The following is a 20828-nucleotide window of genomic DNA, read 5'->3' as shown; positions in this document are numbered from 1 at the left end:
TATACAACAAATTTTTCTAAAAATTTTATATTTATTATACCAATGCCATAAAAATATGTTAAAATATTATAAAGATTTATTAAAGTATTTCAAGTAGTAGGTTGAGAGGGGGACGCGAGCCAATAGGTACAGCAAAACAACATGCAAAAGAAATATATTATAATATTTAACTTAATACTTTTATGCATTATCTCAGGTGCAGTGATTTATTTGTCCTATGATAAAAAGGAGGTGTCAATTATCCCTATAGAATCTATTCATGAAAAAACAACGATAGATTTTATGAGTAGCTGGGGAGCGTATGATAGTAAAGCGGATCGCTTAAAGCTTATTTTAAAAAACTTAAATGAAAAGTACCCAAACCTTACAATTAAGGACTCATCTATGGCAGGAGAAGACTTTTTGTTTATTTTAAAAACAGACTTTGCAAGTGGTAATCCACCAGATTTATTTGGCCTTTGGCCTGGTTTAGATTTTGAGACTTTAGTTGCAAATCATCGTATAGCTGATTTAACAGATGTATTGAAGGAAGATCAAGAGTGGTATGAAAGATTTAAAGCCTCTAGTTGGGATTACGTTACCATTAATGATCGTATTTATGGTTTACCTATTGAAGCTATCTATGAAGGATTATTTATTAATCAAGATTTATTTGATGCCTATGATGTAAAGATACCAACTACTTTTGAAGAACTTTTAGAGGCCGTGAAAATCTTTAAGGCTAATGGCATTATTCCTATTGCATATAATAGTACACCAGAGGGGAGTTATCTTTATCAAAATATTATTATGAAGTTAGGTGGAAAAGAGGATGTTGAACATCCTTTTGATAATGAAGGAAATATGAAACCCTGCTTCTTAGAAGGCATGAAATATATGAAGATACTTTATGAAAATGGAGCTTTTCCAGAAGATATATTCACCTTAGATGATAAAGCAAGAAACGATTTGTTTTTACAAAAGAAAGCGGCAATGATTGTACAAGGCTCATGGTTTATAGGAGATAATGTGCTAGATGAAAATGATACAAGTGTTAAGATTATTGCCTTTCCGGATATAAAAGGAGGAAAAGCAGATTCTAGTGCGATTATTTATGGATTGGGAAATGGTATCTTACATATTAGTCAAAATGCGTGGGAAGATCCTAATAAACGGGAGGCATGTTTAAACTTACTTAAGGATTTTACCTCAGAAGAAACGATTAGGGTTTTAAAACAAGGTTCAGGTTTTATTAGCGGCACTTATATAGAAGAAACAGTATTAGATGGTGCTGTTATAAGGCAAGGAAATGATTTGGTAGATCAGGCTAAAGAACTTGTGGGACCTGTAGATAGTTTTATTGATAGAAATCTATGGGAAGACATTATTGTAAAACAAATTCCAAATGTGTTTAAAGGAACAGTTTCTGAAGAACAGGTTTTTGAATGGGTGAAACTCATTAGGAATGAGCGATCAATACCACAAGGAGGTAAACATGATTAACTACATCGAGCAACTATATAAAAATATACCGATACAAAAAAAGCTATTATTATTATTTTCAGTTCAAATTATTATTCCTATGGTATTTATGGGGGTGATATTATATCAAAATACACATAATATCATTCAAAATAAATCTATTAGTTATACAGCAGATGTTCTGAAAATGATAGAACTGCGTATGGCAGATTTTTCAGATGATATAATCGACAGTACTAGAGATATTATATTCGATAGGCAGCTTTATGAAATATTAGATAAAGAAGCTTATCATTCAAAACAGCTAAATGAAGAAGAAATAGCTTATATTTATGATACTTTAAGTAAGATATGCCTAGCAGAAAAGTACATACAGTCTATTGCAATTATTCCAAGAGAGGGAAAAACTTATAGTTATGATATTTATGCAGGCAAAGTTGGTATTAAAGAGACAGTGCCATATGAAGCATTAAGGGACTTGGCAAGTGAAAATGAAGGTGAATCTGCTTGGTACTATGATTTAGATGAGGAAGGTGCCATTAAAAACCTCTATCTTGTAAGAATGATTAATGATAATGATACATTGGAGGAAAAGACACTACTAGTTGTCCTTATTAATCGGGAAGCGTTAAAGGGGATTTATAGTGAGCTTTCAAATGAATTTGTGCAACATATTAACATTCTAAGTCCAGAAAACAAATGGATTATCGGAACTGAAAGCAACTGGGTAAATGATGAGATAAGTCTGGCATTAGAAGAGGCAAATAAGCAATGGAACTATAAGATTGATAATAAGTCAGATCGACTCGTAGCGGCTATTCGGATGAAAGATACTGGATGGAAGATTATAGCAGAAGGCAGCCTTCAAAAGCTTTTAAGTGATGAATTGAATCATTTTCGTCTTTTACTTGTTTTAATAATGGTTTGTACACTTATTATTTTATCTATATTTAGTATTTTAACTGCAGTAGATATTATAGCCCCTATTAATCGCTTAGTAGAGGGAATTAAAAAGGTAGATCAAGAAAAAGTTTACGAGCCGGTTATTGTAGATAGGCAAGATGAGTTAGGGTATCTCACAACCTGTTTTAATAAAATGTCAGAAGAGATAGATAGGCTTTTAAATCAGGTTTATAAGGAACAGCTTACAAGGAAAGAAGCAGAATTAAAGGCCTTGCAAGCACAGATTAATCCACACTTTCTATTTAACACTTTGGAATCAATTAACTGGATGGCACAGCTTAATAATGTGCCTGAGATTAGAGATATGGTAACTTCTTTAGGTGCACTTATGGAGGCGAGCATAGGTAAGGGAAATCCTATGGTGCCATTAAGTAAGGAATTGCATTATATCGATAGCTATATTTTAATTATGAAAAATCGTTATGGTGAACGGCTTGTGTATGAAAGCGATATAGATAAAAGCTTGTTAAGCAGTAGAGTCCCAAAATTATTACTGCAACCACTTATTGAAAATGCTATTTATCATGGAATTGATCGTACACGCAAAAAAGGCATTATCCATCTCGCTGTGAAAAGGGGAGACAATGAAGACATTATGATTGAGATTACGGATAATGGCAAGGGATTAGTACCAGAAGAAGTGGCTTTGATGAATCAAAAGTTTCAGGATGATAAAGATGATTATTTGCTAGGGGAGGATCGACATGGAATTGGTCTAAAAAATGTAAATGGACGTATCAAACTATTTTTTGGTGCAGATTATGGCCTAAGTGTTGAAAGTAAGTATGAAGAATATACAAAGATAAAAGTAAGAATCCCAGTAAATAACTAAAGAGGAGGATTTTTATGTTTAAAGTGTTAATAATTGATGATGAGCCTACCATTCGTAGAGGATTAATTAATATTATCAATTGGAAAAAATTTCAGTGTGAAATTTGTGGTGAGGCCTGTGACGGGGTAGAAGGGTTGGAAAAAATAGAAGAATATAAGCCTGATTTGATTTTCGCAGATATTAATATGCCTGAAATTAATGGGCTTGAAATGATTCGTAGTGCAAAGCGTATTATTCCACATAGCAAATTTATTATCTTATCAGGATATAGAGAGTTTTCATATATGCAAGAGGCTATTAAAGTAGGAGCCTTTGACTACATTTTAAAACCTTCTAGTATTGAAGATATCTGTGAAGTTGTAAAGAGGGCTGTTATGGAACTTAAATATCAAAGAGATGATCAATTAGAGACGAAGAAACTTAAGAAGTGCTTTGAAGAAAGCATTCCCTTGCTTAAGGAAAAATTGCTATATGATATTATTTTCCAAATTAATATTAATGAAGAAGAAATTAATGAAGGCTTTGAACTTTACGGGATATCTATTGATGAATTTGTAATGATAATTATTGAAATGGATGGTGAATCAAATCATTTAGAACCCTATCAGAAACAACTTTATCAATTTGGCATTGTAAATACTGTTGAAGAAATGTTTGCGGATGATTTTAAAGTGGAAAAAATTGTACTAAGCAACAAACAAATAGCCTTTATTATTTGTCCTTTAACAGAAAGTGAACTTTTGGTAGATAATGTATACAAAAAAGCACACAGCATTCAGCAACTTATAGAAAGTTGCTTTAACTTCACAGTGACGATCTCCATTAGTACAAAGGGGAGTAAGGTTGAACAACTTCATGAAAAGATGCTAGAGTGTAAAAATGGCCTTGCATATCGTTTTTATATGGGAAGTAGTTCGATTATCTTATACCGTGATTTAAATGGATTTTATAAGAGTCAAGAAAGTATTGCCTTTGATGGGTATGATAAGAAACTTTGTGAGGCCATTAAAACTGGTAATGAAGGTGATGTGACGCAAATATTAGCACAGATTGAACAGAGAGTACAAGCTGCTAGCCTTGATCCAGAGCAAATAAAGACCTTTTACTGGAATCTTATTTATGAAATTAATATGATTCGTATTTCTATTAAAAACTTAGAAGTACAAGATAAAGAAGTAAACAAGGATATCTCTAATATTTATAAAATGATTGAAAATGCAAATCAGCTTTCAGAACTCCAAAGCCTTTTAAAAGAAGCTGCTAATAGTGTTGTACATCGTATTAATCGCTATAATAAGAAAAATATTAATCAAATTCTGCAAAATGCTATGAATTATATTTGTGAAAATTACACCATGCCCATTACCCTTAATGAATTAGCAGAACATACCTATGTAAGTACTTATTATTTAAGCAGAATGTTTAAAAAGGAACTGGGCAAAAATTTTGTGGAATATCTTAATGAAGTTCGTATTGAAAAAGCAAAAGAACTTCTAAAAGACAATAGATATAAAACATATGAAGTGGCAGAACTCGTTGGTATTCAAGATCCTCATTACTTTTCTAAAATATTTAAAAAGTATGTCAATATGACGCCTACAGAATATAAAGAACAAATTGTAGGTTAAAAGCAGGTAAAAAAATAACTTATAGTTGCAGTGCTATAAGTTATTTTTTTATGCAAAAAGCTAGTCTATGATAAAAAAGAAGTGTAAATTTTTGACCATTTTATCCTGATAAAATATTCACAAAAAGACAACATATTCTATTAATAAAAATAGGCAAAAGTTATAAGATAATACCGAGGAGAGGTGAAGCGAATGAGTAGCAAATCAAATACGAAAATTGAAGTTGCTAAAACACAGACAGTAAAAAATAGTATAGCTAGTAAGAAAAACTTAACACTAATTTCTATGTTAGTGCCTGGGCTAATCGTTATGCTCTTAAATAACTACTTGCCCATGTTTGGACTGGTGTTCGCCTTCAGAAAGATGGACACTGTTCAGAAGTTATTTGGATCGGGGTGGAATGGTCTAAAGAACTTCGAATACTTGTTTAAATCCAATGCCGCTTGGAAGATTACACGTAATACTATTGGATACAATGTTGTTTTCATTATTATTGGTCTTATTCTACCAGTATTCATGGCAATCTGTTTAAATGAACTTCGTAATAAGAAAGCAGCAAAGGTTTATCAAAGTTTATTCTTTATTCCTTACTTCCTTTCTTGGGTAGTTATTAGTTATGTTGTATTTGGTTTATTAAGTAATGACTATGGTGCACTTAATAGAATTATCCAAATGTTCGGAGGAGAAAAGGTCTCATGGTATTCCAAACCTGATGCATGGCCACTGATTTTAGTCATTGTAAATACGTGGAAATGGACAGGATATGATACTATTGTTTATTTATCAGCAGTATGTGGTGTTAATCAAGAACTTTTCGAAGCTGCATCTGTTGATGGCGCATCTAGGCTTCAACAAATATGGTATATTACCATACCAAGTCTAGTACCACTTGCAATTGTATTGGTACTTCTTCGCTTAGGAAGAATGTTCTACACGGATATGGGGCTTTTCTACACAGTTCCAAGAAATACTGGTGTTCTTCAAGATGTAACGAATACAATTGATACATACGTTTACCGTGCATTTACTGCTACAGGTAATATTGGTTTATCTGCAGCTGCAGGCTTCTATCAAGCAATTTTAGGTTTAGTCGTTATTTTAACCTTTAATGCTATTGTAAGAAAATTTGATCCAGATAGTGCAATTATCTAGGGAGGAGGAGTATACATTGAAAAAACAAGCAGAAGCAGTTGGTGCTGCATCAAGCGGCACACAAATTTCAAAAGGAACAAATATTTTATTAAACATTTTATTTGTGATTATTGCCATCATATGTATTTACCCTCTGATCTTAGTATTAATGGTTTCATTTACAGATGAAATGACAATTATTGAAAAGGGTTATAGTATTTTCCCAGCAAAGTTTAGCCTCACAGCCTATACATATATATTTGAAAATATTATGACTGTTGTAAAAGCATATGGGGTATCTATTTTTACGACACTTGTGGGTGGCCTTGTAGGACTTATCATTATGGCGTTATATGCTTATCCACTTTCAAGAGATGATTTTAAGTACAGAAGTGCATTTAATGTCATTTGTGTTATTACCATGTTATTCTCAGGTGGACTTGTTCCTACATATATGGTTTTTGTTAAAGTACTTGGTCTTAAAGATCGTATTCTAGCACTTATATTAGCGCAGTTATTCAGTGCCTTCTATGTAATGATTATTCGTACATTCTTTAAAACAAATGTACCTAAGAGCTTAATTGAGGCTGCACAGATTGATGGTGCTGGTGAGTATTATACTTTCTTTAGAATTGTAATGCCACTTGCTAAACCGGCACTTGCAACAGTCTTGATGTTTAGTATGTTGCTATACTGGAATGACTGGTATTTCCCATTATTGTATATTACAAGCCCTGATAAATACAATTTACAGTATTTAATGTATCAAATGCAATCTAAGATTGCCAGTTTAATTACTGCATCTTCAGCAGGTGCAACGATTGATATTAAGAATATCCCATCAGAAACAGCACGTATGGCGATGGCTATTATCGCTATTGGACCAATTGTTCTTGCTTATCCATTTTTCCAAAAATACTTTGAAAAAGGTATTACACTGGGTGCAACAAAAGAATAATTGGTTTGATATACATAAGTTATTTTTAAGAGTTTTATTTTAAAATTTAATTTAAATTTTTAGGAGGAGATTATAATGAAATTATTCAAAAAAGGTCTTACAATTGTCGCAGGTACACTTTGTCTTGCAAGTATGGCATTAACAGGATGCGGCGGCGGTAGCGCAGCAACTGGATCAGAAACAAGTGCTTCTCCAAGCGAAAGTACAACAGCAGATGCTTCAGAAGCACCTGCATCTACACAAAAAGTTGATATTCTTTGGTATGCAGCTGGTGCATCTACACCAGAAGATATGCCTAAAGTACTTGAAGCTGCTAATAAATACCTTGAAGAAAAAGGTATTCCAGCTAATCTTAAAATTGAAATGTATGATTTTGGTACATACCCAGATAAATTACAAACAGCTATTTCTTCAGGTGAAGAATTTGATATCTGTTTCACATGTAACTGGTGTAATGATTACTTCACACAAGCTCGTAAAGGTGCTTATGTACCATTAAATGATGATCAAAAAATGCTTGAAACTTATGCACCAAAAACAAAAGAATTACTTGGTGAGGATTTCTTAGCTGGTTCTCAAATTGATGGTATTAACTACGCAATTCCAGCAAATAAAGAAAAAGCTCACCAATGGGGATTCTTAGTACTTAAACAATATGCAGATAAATATAAGATGGACTTCTCAAATGTTAAATCTTTAGCTGATATGGAACCATTCTTCCAAACAATTAAAGACAATGAACCAAGTATTTATGCTTTTGAATCACTTCAAGGTGAATCAGCATATAGACTACTTGACTTCGATAGAATCGGTGGTGAAAATTACCCAGGTGTTGTAACAAATGATACAACAGACTATAAGGTATTCAATGAATTAGAAGCACCAGAATCAAAAGAGTTCTTTACATTAATGCATAAATTCTATCAAGCAGGCTATATTAAAGAGGATGCTGATACAATTACAGATTACACACAAGATCAAAAAGCAGGCAAAATGTTCTGTGCAACACGTTCTTTAAAACCAGGAAAAGATGTTGAAGAGGGCGCTTCAATGGGTCAAGAATATATTCAAATTAATATTACAGATCCAGTTATGTCAAATCGTGAAACAACAGGTTCAATGCAAGCTATTTCTTCTACATCTAAACATCCAGATGTAGCACTTCAAGTACTTGAACTCTTCAATACAGATCCATACTTCAATAACTTAATCAACTTTGGTATTGAGGGAGAACACTATGATAAAGTATCTGACAATGTTATTAAAGCAGGTGCAAATCAAAATAAATACAACTTATCTTTAGGTTGGGCATTTGGTAATCAATTCCTTAACTACTTATGGGAATCTGAAGATCCAGAAAAATGGGATAAATTCGAAGCGTTCAATGAAGAAGCAAAACCAACACAAACACTTGGTTTCGTATTTAACACAGATAATGTACAAACAGAAATTGCACAATGTGCTAACGTTTGGAAACAATATGTACCAGGACTTGAAACAGGTAAACTTGACCCAGAAGAAATGCTACCAGTTGCTATCGAAGCTATGAAAGCAGCAGGTTCTGATACAATTATCCAAGAAAAACAAGCTCAATTAGATGCATGGGTTGCAGCTACAAAAAATAAATAATCTTTAGTGAAAGTAGAACCTACCACAAAGTTAGAACCGTGGTAGGTTCTTTTAATTTATACGTTGATGCACCATAATCGGGTAATATAAAATACAACCTTTTATAGTCTACATGTCCTAGCTTTTGCATAAGATAGTATATAAGGGGTGAGTATGAATATGAAATCAAAAAAGAAGCTTAAAGAAGGTGCTAAGAAATCTTTAAGAGAACAAATCAGCTTAGCACTAGAATTGCCACAGGAAGTTGTAATGGATGTACCTAATATTACCTTGGTGGGCAATACAGAAATTAGTGTAGAAAATTTTGCAGGGCTACTTGAATATACACAATCTCGTATTCGTTTAAATACTAAAGTAGGTCCGCTTACTATAGAGGGGCAAGATTTAGAAGCCAGAAGTATGACAGCTGAGGTCATTACAATTAGAGGGCAAATTAAACAAATTTTATTTATTTAAGGAGGTGGCGACTTTGTTTTTAACATTATGGCATTATTTACATGGATATGTTATAGTGGAGGTAAGTGGATTTGCACTTGAACGATTTATGAATTTAACCGTAAATAGGGAAATTGAAGTATGGGATGTACGTGCTATAGGTGATAGGATTCAGTTTAAAATAATGGCAAAAGATTTTAAAGCCTTAAAGCCTATTGTTAAAAAAGCACGCTGCAGAGTGAAGATTATAAAAAAATATGGTATGCCCTTTACAATGCATCGTTATAAAAGACGTAAACTCATGCCCATAGGACTTGGCTTATTTGTCATCATGCTATGGTGTCTCTCTTCTTTTGTATGGCTTGTAGATGTGGAGGGTGCTAGTCGTTTAAACAGTATGGATATTATAAATTCTCTAGAGGAACAAGGTTATGGTGTAGGAAAATGGAAAAATAGCTTAGACCTTAGAGAGGCAGAGGCTTATTTAGTAAAAACTTATCCAGATATTGTTTGGACAGCGATGAAATTTGAAGGTACTAGACTTGTTGTACAAGTTGCAGAGACTGTTCCACCGCCAGACATGGTGATTCCAACAGGAAAGGTAACAGATATTGTAGCAAAAAGAGATGCACTTGTAACTTCTATTGCTGTTTATAAAGGTATGCCAAAAGTAAAAAAGGGGGATATTGTAAAGAAAGGGGAAGTTTTAGTCTCAGGGCAAATGCCACTAGGTGCAGAATCAGAATCTATTTATGCAACAGATTCAAAGGCAAAAGTTATAGGAAAGACGGTTTACAGTGCAAAAGGTGAAGTCAATTTCACTCAGGTAAAGAAGAATTATACCGATGAAGTGAGTAAGAAGTATAGTTTGAAGTTATTTAATCATTCTTTTACGCTTTGGAATCAAAAAATTAGATCTCAAGACTATGATACGCAAGTGACACTTCATCAATTACATATTACTAAGCTTTTTCCACTACCATTTGCTTATGAGGTACAAACCCGAGTAGGGTATACCCCAGACTATAAAACTTTAACTGTGGAAGAAGCAAAAGATATGCTTTTAAGTCAGCTTTGGGAAGACTTACGTGGTAGCTTGTCAGATAATGCCAACGTTTTAAAAAGAGAAGTCTTCTTTAAAGAAACCCAGGAGGGTGTAACTGGAGTGCTCCATGTTATGGCAGAAGAAGAAATAGGTTATAAAGTAAAAGCAACACCTCTGGTGCAACCAGAAGGATCTAGCGAAGGAGAAAATGCCAATGAGTAAATTTGAAAAAGAATTAGAAGTACAAAACTGTGATATGTCTGCTGTATTTGGTCAGTTTGATGCACATCTTTTATTAATTGAAAAAGAGTTACAAGTAAGTGTTGTCCTCCGTAATGATAAACTGAAGGTAAGTGGGGGTGAGGGACAAGTTAAGCTAGCGGTACGTGTTTTTGAAAAACTTATAAGTCTTGCAAAGAGAAATGAGGAAATTGATACACAAAAGGTGGAATATCTTATGGGAACACTTAAAAATAATGAAGAAAAAAAATTAGGAAGCATGGAAAAAGAAGTTGTTACACTCACACAACTCGGTAAACCTATTAAGTGTAAGACAATAGGACAGGCAGATTATGTTAAAAGTATGCGTGAAAATAGCATTGTTTTTGGGATAGGTCCTGCAGGAACAGGTAAAACATACCTAGCTATGGCTATGGCAGTTAATGCATTTCGCAAAAATGAAGTTAGTAAAATTATTTTAACTAGACCAGCCATTGAAGCAGGGGAAAAATTAGGTTTCTTACCAGGTGATCTTCAAAGCAAAGTCGATCCTTATTTAAGACCATTATACGATGCACTTTTTGAAATTATGGGACCTGAAAACTTTGAAAAGAATATGGAAAAGGGACTTATTGAAGTAGCACCTCTTGCTTATATGCGTGGACGTACGCTAAATAATGCGTATATTGTTTTAGATGAGGCACAAAACACCACGCCTCAGCAGATGAAAATGTTTTTAACACGTATTGGCTTTGGTTCAAAGGCCGTTATTACGGGAGACCTTACACAGGTGGACTTACCTAATGAAAAGCAAAGTGGTTTAAAGGAAGCTCTTAAAGTTTTAGAAAAAGTAGAAGGTATTGGTTTTAGTTTCCTTGACCGTCGTGATGTGGTACGTCATCCTCTTGTACAACGCATTGTTGATGCTTATGAAGCTTTTGAAGAAAAAAAATAGCACAGCAGTGTAGTATCTAGAGGGGGTACAAAAGATGATTCAAAAAAGATACAGTGTATTTATTTTTGGTGCACTTGCTTTACTTGTGACTTTCTTTGCAGTACTTACAGGTAACTTTTTTACAAAGAAGATTCAAATTCAAATTGGAGAGGTGGCAAAAGAAACTATTTTAGCACCTTTCCAAGTTGAAAATGAAATTGCTACGAATAGGAAGAGAGACCTTGCAGAGGCATCAGTTAAAACGCAGTATAAGAAAGATAGCAAAGTACAAGAACAAGCTATTAGTGATATTGAAGAATTATTTAATTATATTAAAGCCCTCAAAGTAAATACTCTAGAGGAACGCAGTGAAGATGAACTTGTGAGGATTTTAAGTGACCATGCAACAATAGCCCTTTATAATGAACAATATGCAACTTTACTTAGACTTTCAGATCAGGGTCTTGAAAATATGCAAAAAACATGTATTGAGGTGGGAAGTCAGTTATTTGATGAAGGGATTTCGCAGGATGATCAAAGCAATAGCCTCAGTTTACGTACAGCACTAGAAGAAAGTACACTTACCTTAACACAACAGAAAATTGCACAGGACATTATTAGTAGTGTGTTAAAACCTAATGTAGTTGTAGATGAACTTGCTACGAATGAAGCAATTCGTGCAGCACGTGAAAAGGTAGAACCTGTATATGTTTTAGCTGGTGAGAAAATCATAGAACAAGGGACTAAAGTAACAGAAGAAACCTATACATTACTTGAAAAGGTAGGTTATTTGGATACAAAGAAATCAGGGCGATATAAACAATATTTAGGTTTTATAATTTTAATAGGCTTAGGTAGTATTTTTGCCTTTAATTATGTACATACTCATCATAAGAAGTGGACTTATAAACAATATAATTTTCTTTTTATGATTTATACAGTGACTATTTTAATGGTAAGGACAATGAAGACATTGCCATTTGTATATTTACCTATTTGTATGGTGGCTATGCTAGTAGCTTTTGCCATGGAGATGGAACTTGCACTACTTGTACATAGTTTAATTGTACTCATTACAGCTATCATTTTAAAATCTGATTTTGTAAGTATTAGTTACTTTATGATTACAGGCATTGGAGCTATCTTTGTAGTGCGTAATATGTTAGAACGTGCCAAGACCGTTATGAATGCTGTACTTATTGGTGGTATCCAATGTATAACTTATTTAAGTCTTAAACTTTTTAGTGGCGCGACACTTAATATTACAATAGGTGCAGAATGTGTAGCAGCCTTTGTAATGGGTGTCATAGCAGTTGTATTAGTGGTGGGTATTTTGCCTTTTTTAGAGTCAGCCTTTGATTTTATGACACCTATGCAACTTTTAGAACTCACTAATCCAAATCAACCTGTATTAAAACGTCTCTTATTAGAGGCTACAGGAACGTATTATCATAGTTTATTAGTCGCTAACTTAGCTGAAACAGCTGCAGATGCTATTGGTGCAAATCCGCTTATGGCAAGAGTTGGTGGCTATTATCATGACATTGGAAAACTCAGTGGAAGTTCTTATTTCAAAGAAAACCAAGGGAAAGAAAATCCACATGATTATTTAACGCCTTACGAAAGTTATAGTCGTATTGCTGCCCATGTAAGTTATGGTGAGACACTTGCTAAGGAATATGAATTACCACCATATATTATTGACATTATTAAACAACATCATGGGACAAGTTGTATGCAGTACTTTTATATGAAGGCACAGGCAGAAGGCGGGCAGCAAATCTGTGAAGCAGATTTTTGCTATGCAGGTCCACGGCCACGTACAAAGGAGGCTGCCCTTGTAATGTTAGCAGATGTAGTAGAAGCTACAGTTCGCTCTATGCAAGATAAGATAGGTGAAGAACTTACCATCCATGATTTAGTGGCTAAGATGGTAAGGCAAAAACTTAAAGAAGGACAATTAGATGAATGTGAACTTTATATTTCGGATATAGATAAGATTATAGAGTCTTTTACAAAAATGCTAAAAGGTATGTATCACGAAAGAATAAAGTATCCAGAAAGGATAGAAAAGTGACAGTTTATTTAGAAGACGAACAACAATTTTTTGACAAACATCCGGGACTACTGGAAAAGGTAAAGGCTGTAATGAATCAGTGTCTAGACCAAGAAGAAGTACCTTATGAGGTAGAAGTAAGCTTAACTGTAGTTGATAAAGCAGAAATTCATGAAATTAATCGTGAACACCGTCAAATTGACAGACCGACTGATGTACTTTCATTCCCTCAAATAGAACCAGAATGTATAGGGAAAATCAATTGGGATACCCTAGACACAAGCAGTTGTGTAAACTATGATACAGAAGAAGTGATTTTAGGTGATATTATTTTGTGTGATGAAATCGCAGTACTTCAAGCCGAAGAATATGGTCATTCATTAGAACGTGAAGTATGTTTCCTTGTAGCCCATAGTATGTTACATTTATTAGGCTATGATCATATGACAGAAGCAGATGAAAAAAATATGAGACAAAAGCAAGAAAATGTGTTACAATGTCTTGCTATCTTAAGATAGGAAAAACCTTCCTATCACTTACATTATGGTAAACTAACTTATTAGGAGATAAATAAATGAAACAAGGATTTAAATCAGGTTTTGTATCTATTATTGGACGCCCAAATGTGGGTAAATCAACACTCATGAATACGTTAATTGGTGAGAAAGTAGCTATTATGTCTAACAAACCTCAAACAACACGTAACCGTATTCAGACAGTTTTAACAAGAGAAGATTTTCAAGCAATCTTTATTGATACGCCAGGAATTCATACACCTAAAAATAAACTCGGAGAATACATGGTAAAGGCAGCAACAACAACTTTAAATGAAGTAGATGCCATCTTTTATCTTGTAGAAGCAGATCCATTCATTGGAAAATTAGACCAGGAAATTATTGAGCGTCTTAAAACAGTTAATACACCTGTTTTCTTATGCATTAATAAAATTGATAGTGTTTCAAAAGAAATCGTTCTTCAAACAATTGATGTGTATAGTAAGGCTTATGACTTTAAAGAAATTATTCCAATTTCAGCATATGAAAGAACAAATGTAGAAGCTATATTAAAATGTATTCCGAACTACTTACCAGAAGGACCTCAATTTTTCCCAGATGATATGCTTACAGACCAACCAGAGCGTCAAATTGTAGCAGAAATCATTCGTGAAAAGGCACTGCATTTATTAGATAAAGAAATCCCTCATGGTATTGCTGTAGAAATTGATAGTATGAAACGTCGTGAGAAAGGAAATATGGTAGATATAGAAGCAACGATTGTCTGTGAAAGAGATTCACATAAACGTATTATCATTGGTAAACAAGGTCAAATGATTAAGGAAATTGGTTCAAAGGCACGCTATGATATTGAAAGACTATTAGGATCAAAAATTTATCTTACACTTTGGGTGAAAATTAAGAAAAACTGGCGTGATAGTGACTTCTTAATTAAAAACTATGGTTATAACGGTAAAGATTTAATGTAACTTGTCAAGGGCTTTTGAAATGGTATATTTTTTGTAGCATAGGAAAAAGAAAACTACACAACTTAATAAAGAAATATAAATCTTAACTAGGGAGTTGTGCATATGTTACAAGAATTTTGGAGTTATTTCATGACCACAGGTAATATAGATACCTACCTTAACTTTAAAGAATATGAAGCCGCTTATGAAAAAAGAGCTGAGCTAAGTAAACATGAGATAGGATGATGATTGTAACGTGATACTAAAAACGAAAGCACTAGTTATAAGAGAATATACGATAGGAGAGAGTGATAAATATATCACTCTCTTTACAAAGGAAATAGGGAAAATACAAGTTCTAGCACCTCGTGCAAAAAAATCTGATAAGGGCTTTGCCTCAGGAACTCAGGTTTTTGTGTACGGGGATTTTATGCTGACTAGCTTTAAAGATACATATCGTTTAGTAGGTGTTGAAGTCATTGAAATGTTTCATAGTATTCGTGAAGATTTAATGAATCTGAGTTATGCCAGTTATATTATGGAATTTATTCAAAGCGTTACCGAACCGGAACTTCCTCAGCAGGATTTATTAAAACTTACACTCATGACACTAAAGGCTCTTACCAAAGGAGAAATGACACCCCAGCTCATTCGCCGTACCTTTGAACTAAGGGCAATGAGCCTTATAGGCTTCATGCCACAACTGATGGCATGTAGTGGGTGTGGTGAAGTGCTTGAAGAAGATGCAAGGCAGATTTATTATTTTTCACCTGAAGAAGGTGGGCTTGTATGCAAATCTTGTAAGCTAGATGTAAATTTCAGTTTAAGTATACAATATACAACGTTATACTGTATGAAGTATATTGTAAATGTGCCATTGAATCAACTTTTTTATTTTAATTTAACACCTGAAATTCAAGCAGAACTAGATGGTGTATGTGAGGCATATGTGGGGTATTATATAGATAAAGAATTTAAAACTTTAGATTTTATAGGACGTATTGAAAAAATGTAATTTTTTTACACAATATGGTATACTAAAGATAAATAAAAGTAAGAGGTGAACTATGAGTAAAAAATTATTATTATTTGATGGGCATAGCATTGCTAATCGTGCATTTTATGGTGTTCCTCTTTTAACGAATAAAGATGGAGTTTATACCAACGCCATTTATGGCTTTATGAATATTATGCTTTCCTTAATTGAAAAAGAAAAGCCAGATTACTTAGGTGTTGCATTTGATTTAAGCACGCCAACGTTTCGTCATGAATTTTCGAGTGAATATAAAGGAACAAGAAAAGGTATGCCTCAAGAATTACGTAGTCAAATGCCTCTTTTAAAAAAGCTACTTACAGCTATGAATATTCAGATTGTTTCAAAGGAAGGCTATGAAGCAGATGATGTCCTTGGTACATTAGCCAAAGAAGGTGAAAAAGAAGGCTTACGTGTAACAGTTGTATCAGGTGACCGTGATTTATTTCAAATTACTTCAGATCAAATTGAAATTAAAATTCCACGTACCAAAAAGACGGGAACAGAAATTGAAAGCTTCTTTGCAAAAGATGTAGAAACAGTTTATGAAGTAACACCTACTCAGTTTATAGATGTCAAAGGCCTTATGGGGGATACGTCTGATAATATTAAAGGCGTACCTGGTATTGGCGAAAAAACGGCGGTTAAGCTTATTAAGGAATATGGTAGTATTGAAAACTTATTAGCACATGTCGAAGAAATTAAGCAAAAGAAATTAAAAGAAAATCTTATGACTTATGCACAAGATGCAAGAGATAGTAAAATGCTTGCAACTATTGTTTGTGATGTACCACTTGATTATAGGTGGGATGACTTTGAGTATGAACTGAGTTTGGATGATGAGGCATATAATATACTTAAGGAATTAGATCTTAAGACACTTTTAACACGACTTGGTCGTAAAGCATCAGAAGAAGTTCTGCCACCGTTAGAAATTATAACATTAACAAAAGAAAACTTTAAACAATTCTTAGATCTTCATAAAGATGAAAATATTAGCTTAAGTTATTTCATGGAAGAAAACATCATAGGATTAGGACTATATGTTAAGGAAAAAGCTTATTATTTAGAGTGGGATTTAACGGATTTAGATGCCAAGTCAGGTCTTATTGAATTCTTTGAAAGTAGTAGTTATAGTAAAAATATTCATGACAGCAAAAACTTACGTCATGGTTTAATGGAAGCCGGTATTGGTATTGCAAAAGTAGATTTTGACACATTCATTGCAGCCTATTTACTACATCCTACAAGTAAGACTTATGATTTGGCAGAACTAGCAGAACTATTTGATACCGGCATGAATCTTTTAGGCATTGAAGCTCTTTTAGGTAAAGGAAAGAGCATGATTAAGTGGTTACAATTAGAGGAGGATGTACGTATTCAAAATATGATAAAACGTGCACAGGTTGTGGAAAAATCTACCACAGCCATGAAAGTAGCCTTAGAAAAAGAACAAATGGACAAGCTTTTCTATGAAATTGAAATGCCACTTATTGAAGTACTTTTTGATATGGAAATGGCAGGAATTAGTGTGGATATACAAGGGTTGAAACAATATGGTACAGATTTACAGGTGCTCATTAAAACTCTTGAAGAAGAAATTTATGAAATGGCAGGGGAAGCCTTTAATGTTAATTCACCAAAACAATTGGGCGTGATTTTATTTGAGAAATTAGGTATTCCAGCTGCAAAAAAAACAAAGACAGGTTACTCAACTGCTGCAGAAGTATTAGAAGCTTTAAAAAATGATTATCCTATTGTGGCTAAGATTTTAGAATATCGTCAATATACGAAGCTGAAATCAACATATGTAGATGGTCTTTTAAGTGTTATGACACCAGATGCAAAGATTCATTCTACATTTAATCAAACAATTACAGCAACAGGACGTCTAAGTAGCACTGAACCAAATATTCAAAATATTCCGGTTAAATTTGAAATGGGACGTAAGATTCGTAAACTTTTTGTACCCTCTTCATCAGACTATGTTTTCTTAGATGGGGACTACTCACAAATTGAATTACGTGTATTAGCACATATTTCAGGAGATGAGACACTTATTCGTGGTTTCAAAGAAAATCTAGATATCCATACACTTACTGCGTCACAGGTATTCCGTGTGCCTTTTGATGAGGTAACAAGTGAACAAAGAAGTAATGCAAAAGCTGTTAACTTCGGTATTGTCTATGGTATTAGCGCTTTTGCTCTAGCAGAAGATCTTAAGATTCCACAGAAAGAAGCTCAAGCCTATATTGATGGCTACTTTGCAAAATATCCGAGTATTAAAGCGTATATTGAAGGAACAATTGATTTTGCCATGCGCAATGGTTATGTAGGAACAATGTTTAATCGTAAACGTGAAATACCAGAAATTTTAGCTAGTAATTATAATATGCGTGAATTTGGTAAACGTGTGGCGATGAATACGCCAATTCAAGGAACAGCTGCAGATATCATTAAAATTGCCATGGTTAAAGTGCATCAAAAACTTAAAGATTTAAATTTAAAGTCAAAATTAATTTTAACGGTACATGATGAGCTACTTATTGAAACGCATCGTAGCGAAATTAGTATAGTTCAGAAATTATTAAAAGAAGAAATGGAAAATGCGGTTTCGCTCAGTGTACCTTTATTTGTGGAAGTACATGAGGGGGAAAATTGGTTAGACGTAAAATAAAATTTATAACTTGTGAGGTATAAAATGAAGATTATAGGAATTGTAGGAGGAATTGGTGCTGGAAAAACGACTGTAGCCGCTCAGCTTACTGAACTTACACCTATTGAAGTCATTGAAGCAGATACCATTGGTCATGAAATACTTTTAAAAGGCCAGGCCGCATATGAACCTGTTCTGGCGGCCTTTGGTCCTTCTATTTTAGATGAGCAAGGTGAAATTGTACGTAAAAAGTTGGGAAACATTGTATTTAGTGACACTAATAAGCTTCAAATTCTCAATGGGATTACACATCCTCTGATTCGAGAAGAAATTGAAAGACGTATTGCATGGTTTAAGCTTGCAGCACCACAACATCATATTTTATTAGAAGCAGCACTTCTTATTGAAAGTGGTCTTATAGAAATTGTAGATACAGTAATAGCCGTTTATGCAGAGGAAAATATACGTATAGAGCGAGTGATGCAAAGAGAAGGTGTATCATTGGAGGTCGTGACAGCACGTATGAAAGTACAAAAAAGTTGGGAAGACTTTAAGATGGTAGCTGATTATGTGGTGGATAATAGTATTTCGCTTGAACATACTAAAGGACAAATACAAAATATACTTAATGAATTAACATAACAAGATTAGAACATATACTTTATTTAAACAAGGAGGAACAAAAGATGAAAAAGCGTCATAAGATTTTTTTGATGCTCATCATGCTACTTGCTTTACTTGTTGGATGTACAAATACAAATCAGCCAGAAGATCAGAACGTTATGGATGACTCAAACACACCCATTGAAACAGAGACACCTCAAAATACGTCAACAGTTTCAAAGCAAGGTGAAATGATTATTGCCATGAATACGCCAACAACATTACATCCACTTTATAATGTGCCTGAAAATGTACAACAAGTGTTATTTCTTATTTTTAGTCCACTTGTAAATATCGAAGAAAATGGCACAATTAGTAGTAATCTTGCAAAGTCTTGGATGGTAAATGAAACAGAAACTGCCGTAACAATTACATTAAGGAATGATGTAAAATTCCATGATGGCCAGCCACTTACAACGGCAGATGTAATTTATACGTTACAACAAATCCAGCAAATACCAGATAGTCCTTATAAAAGCAGTGTAGAAAACATTGCTTCTATGGAAGCTGTAGATGCGTATACTTTAAAGATTATTTATAAACAGGCTTTTAGTGGCGTATTACAGACACTATTTTTCCCTGTCATTCCAAAACATATTTATGATGTGAAAGATCAAGCAAGTGCGATAATGCGTCCTGTAGGTTCAGGACCCTATACATTTGAAGATTTTACTGCATCTAAGCGTATGTCTCTTAAAGCAAATAGCAGCTATTTTAAAGGAAAGCCTTTAATTGAATCCGTACAGGTTAATATTATTCCGGATGAAGAAAGTAGTTTGTATGCATTTAAGCAAGGTCTCATTGATGTTGTTTATACAGATCTTACAGAATGGGGAAAATATACAAATAACAAAGGGACTTCATCTTATGAAATGGCTTCTAATATTTATGAATTTATGGGATTAAATTTAAGTAAAGCTATTTTCCAAAATGCAAATATTAGGGAAGCTTTACTATGTGCGATTAATCGTCAAGATATGGTACAGCGTTATTATTTAGAACATGCTATTGTTACAGACACACCAATTAGTCCAGTTTCTTATCTTTATGATAAAAGTATAGAGATACGTACCTATGACAAAGAAAAAGCACGCTTCTTGCTTACACAAGAAGGCTATGAGAAGGGAAGTAATGGTCTACTTATGAAAAATAATGTGCCATTTAGATTTACCCTTTTAGTAAATGAGGAAAATACAGACCGTGTTAATGTAGCTAAAGTTATTAAAGAACTTTATGCAGAGATTGGTATAGAGGTTACGATTGAAGCAGTTGACAAAGATACGTATTTTAATCGCATTACTAGCAGACAATTTGATGCTTTTCTAGGTGGATTCAAGCTTTCATATGCTACAGATTTAAGCTTTGCACTTAATTCTAATCGCATCGGAAGTGGTGAAAATTATGTAGGATATAATGATGAAACGATGAATGAACTCCTTCAAAAAGCCTTTTTAGCAAATGAAACAACAAAGGCAGAAGCTTTTAATAAGTTCCAACAATATTTTATTACTCAAAATCCATACTTAAGTTTGTACTTCAAAAAGTCTGTTATGATGACCAGTAGCCAAATCAAAGGCAATGTCCATCCAACGCCTCTAAATATCTTTGCCAATGTAGAAGTGTGGACAAAATCATAAAAGTGAAGACTACTCATAAGCTTATGAGTAGTCTCAGGCTGTAGACAATTACATTGTCTACAGCCATTTTTACTGTTAGACTAGAA

General features: G+C 33.7%; 17 protein-coding genes. All 17 read left to right on the top strand.

Annotated elements, in window-relative coordinates; genetic code table 11:
* The first annotated feature begins 141 nt into the window (after positions 1 to 141).
* Complete coding sequence (locus AC1VAQ_RS18365) at positions 142 to 1482, top strand: ABC transporter substrate-binding protein (RefSeq protein ID WP_302597563.1); 1341 nt, start codon at positions 142 to 144, stop codon at positions 1480 to 1482.
* Positions 1475 to 3256, top strand: a complete 1782-nt coding sequence (locus AC1VAQ_RS18360; protein ID WP_302597562.1) for a sensor histidine kinase — start codon at positions 1475 to 1477, stop codon at positions 3254 to 3256. The genes AC1VAQ_RS18365 and AC1VAQ_RS18360 overlap by 8 nt, the downstream gene beginning before the upstream one ends.
* Before the next feature lie 14 nt (positions 3257 to 3270).
* Positions 3271 to 4884, top strand: a complete 1614-nt coding sequence (locus AC1VAQ_RS18355; RefSeq protein WP_302597560.1) for a response regulator — start codon at positions 3271 to 3273, stop codon at positions 4882 to 4884.
* A gap of 192 nt (positions 4885 to 5076) precedes the next feature.
* Positions 5077 to 6036 (top strand): ABC transporter permease, encoded by a 960-nt coding sequence (locus tag AC1VAQ_RS18350; RefSeq protein WP_302597559.1) that lies wholly within the window; start codon positions 5077 to 5079, stop codon positions 6034 to 6036.
* A 16-nt stretch (positions 6037 to 6052) separates the two neighbouring features.
* Positions 6053 to 6973, top strand: coding sequence for a carbohydrate ABC transporter permease (locus AC1VAQ_RS18345; protein WP_302597558.1), 921 nt, complete (start codon positions 6053 to 6055; stop codon positions 6971 to 6973).
* Positions 6974 to 7048: 75 nt separating this feature from the next.
* Complete coding sequence (locus AC1VAQ_RS18340) at positions 7049 to 8602, top strand: ABC transporter substrate-binding protein (protein ID WP_302597557.1); 1554 nt, start codon at positions 7049 to 7051, stop codon at positions 8600 to 8602.
* Between the two features lie 153 nt (positions 8603 to 8755).
* Positions 8756 to 9058 (top strand): sporulation protein YqfC, encoded by a 303-nt coding sequence (yqfC, locus tag AC1VAQ_RS18335; protein WP_302597555.1) that lies wholly within the window; start codon positions 8756 to 8758, stop codon positions 9056 to 9058.
* Between the two features lie 13 nt (positions 9059 to 9071).
* Positions 9072 to 10304 carry a sporulation protein YqfD gene (yqfD, locus tag AC1VAQ_RS18330; protein WP_302597553.1) on the top strand — a complete coding sequence of 411 codons (1233 nt, stop codon included), beginning with the start codon at positions 9072 to 9074 and terminating at the stop codon, positions 10302 to 10304.
* Positions 10297 to 11256, top strand: a complete 960-nt coding sequence (locus tag AC1VAQ_RS18325; protein ID WP_302597552.1) for a PhoH family protein — start codon at positions 10297 to 10299, stop codon at positions 11254 to 11256. The genes yqfD and AC1VAQ_RS18325 overlap by 8 nt, the downstream gene beginning before the upstream one ends.
* 34 nt (positions 11257 to 11290) lie before the next feature.
* The gene (locus AC1VAQ_RS18320; RefSeq protein ID WP_302597551.1) at positions 11291 to 13312 is read left to right on the top strand and encodes an HD family phosphohydrolase; all 2022 of its coding nucleotides are present in this window, start codon (positions 11291 to 11293) and stop codon (positions 13310 to 13312) included.
* Complete coding sequence (gene ybeY / locus AC1VAQ_RS18315; protein WP_302597550.1) at positions 13309 to 13809, top strand: rRNA maturation RNase YbeY; 501 nt, start codon at positions 13309 to 13311, stop codon at positions 13807 to 13809. The genes AC1VAQ_RS18320 and ybeY overlap by 4 nt, the downstream gene beginning before the upstream one ends.
* A 56-nt stretch (positions 13810 to 13865) precedes the next feature.
* Positions 13866 to 14774 carry a GTPase Era gene (gene era / locus AC1VAQ_RS18310; protein WP_302597549.1) on the top strand — a complete coding sequence of 303 codons (909 nt, stop codon included), beginning with the start codon at positions 13866 to 13868 and terminating at the stop codon, positions 14772 to 14774.
* Positions 14775 to 14876: 102 nt separating this feature from the next.
* The gene (locus AC1VAQ_RS18305) at positions 14877 to 14999 is read left to right on the top strand and encodes a YqzL family protein (RefSeq protein WP_302597548.1); all 123 of its coding nucleotides are present in this window, start codon (positions 14877 to 14879) and stop codon (positions 14997 to 14999) included.
* A gap of 10 nt (positions 15000 to 15009) precedes the next feature.
* Positions 15010 to 15768, top strand: coding sequence for a DNA repair protein RecO (gene recO, locus AC1VAQ_RS18300; protein WP_302597546.1), 759 nt, complete (start codon positions 15010 to 15012; stop codon positions 15766 to 15768).
* A 52-nt stretch (positions 15769 to 15820) separates the two neighbouring features.
* A complete protein-coding gene (gene polA, locus AC1VAQ_RS18295) occupies positions 15821 to 18463 on the top strand; it encodes a DNA polymerase I (RefSeq protein WP_479904323.1) in 2643 nt (880 codons plus the stop codon).
* 24 nt (positions 18464 to 18487) lie between these two features.
* Complete coding sequence (gene coaE / locus AC1VAQ_RS18290) at positions 18488 to 19084, top strand: dephospho-CoA kinase (RefSeq protein WP_302597544.1); 597 nt, start codon at positions 18488 to 18490, stop codon at positions 19082 to 19084.
* A 44-nt stretch (positions 19085 to 19128) separates the two neighbouring features.
* Positions 19129 to 20742, top strand: a complete 1614-nt coding sequence (locus AC1VAQ_RS18285; RefSeq protein WP_302597543.1) for a peptide ABC transporter substrate-binding protein — start codon at positions 19129 to 19131, stop codon at positions 20740 to 20742.
* The last annotated feature ends 86 nt before the right edge of the window (positions 20743 to 20828 follow it).

Source organism: Cellulosilyticum sp., assembly GCF_982396655.1.
This window is presented reverse-complemented; position numbering and strand designations above follow the sequence as displayed.

What these genes read in the sequence shown, in the direction of transcription:
- AC1VAQ_RS18355 (WP_302597560.1), top strand. Translation starts at nt 3,271, where the DNA reads ATGTTTAAAGTGTTAATAATTGATGATGAGCCTACCATTCGTAGAGGA.
- AC1VAQ_RS18350 (WP_302597559.1), top strand. Translation starts at nt 5,077, where the DNA reads ATGAGTAGCAAATCAAATACGAAAATTGAAGTTGCTAAAACACAGACA.
- era (WP_302597549.1), top strand. Translation starts at nt 13,866, where the DNA reads ATGAAACAAGGATTTAAATCAGGTTTTGTATCTATTATTGGACGCCCA.
- AC1VAQ_RS18365 (WP_302597563.1), top strand. Translation starts at nt 142, where the DNA reads ATGCAAAAGAAATATATTATAATATTTAACTTAATACTTTTATGCATT.
- yqfC (WP_302597555.1), top strand. Translation starts at nt 8,756, where the DNA reads ATGAATATGAAATCAAAAAAGAAGCTTAAAGAAGGTGCTAAGAAATCT.
- AC1VAQ_RS18360 (WP_302597562.1), top strand. Translation starts at nt 1,475, where the DNA reads ATGATTAACTACATCGAGCAACTATATAAAAATATACCGATACAAAAA.
- coaE (WP_302597544.1), top strand. Translation starts at nt 18,488, where the DNA reads ATGAAGATTATAGGAATTGTAGGAGGAATTGGTGCTGGAAAAACGACT.
- AC1VAQ_RS18285 (WP_302597543.1), top strand. Translation starts at nt 19,129, where the DNA reads ATGAAAAAGCGTCATAAGATTTTTTTGATGCTCATCATGCTACTTGCT.
- AC1VAQ_RS18320 (WP_302597551.1), top strand. Translation starts at nt 11,291, where the DNA reads ATGATTCAAAAAAGATACAGTGTATTTATTTTTGGTGCACTTGCTTTA.
- AC1VAQ_RS18305 (WP_302597548.1), top strand. Translation starts at nt 14,877, where the DNA reads ATGTTACAAGAATTTTGGAGTTATTTCATGACCACAGGTAATATAGAT.
- AC1VAQ_RS18340 (WP_302597557.1), top strand. Translation starts at nt 7,049, where the DNA reads ATGAAATTATTCAAAAAAGGTCTTACAATTGTCGCAGGTACACTTTGT.
- polA (WP_479904323.1), top strand. Translation starts at nt 15,821, where the DNA reads ATGAGTAAAAAATTATTATTATTTGATGGGCATAGCATTGCTAATCGT.
- AC1VAQ_RS18325 (WP_302597552.1), top strand. Translation starts at nt 10,297, where the DNA reads ATGAGTAAATTTGAAAAAGAATTAGAAGTACAAAACTGTGATATGTCT.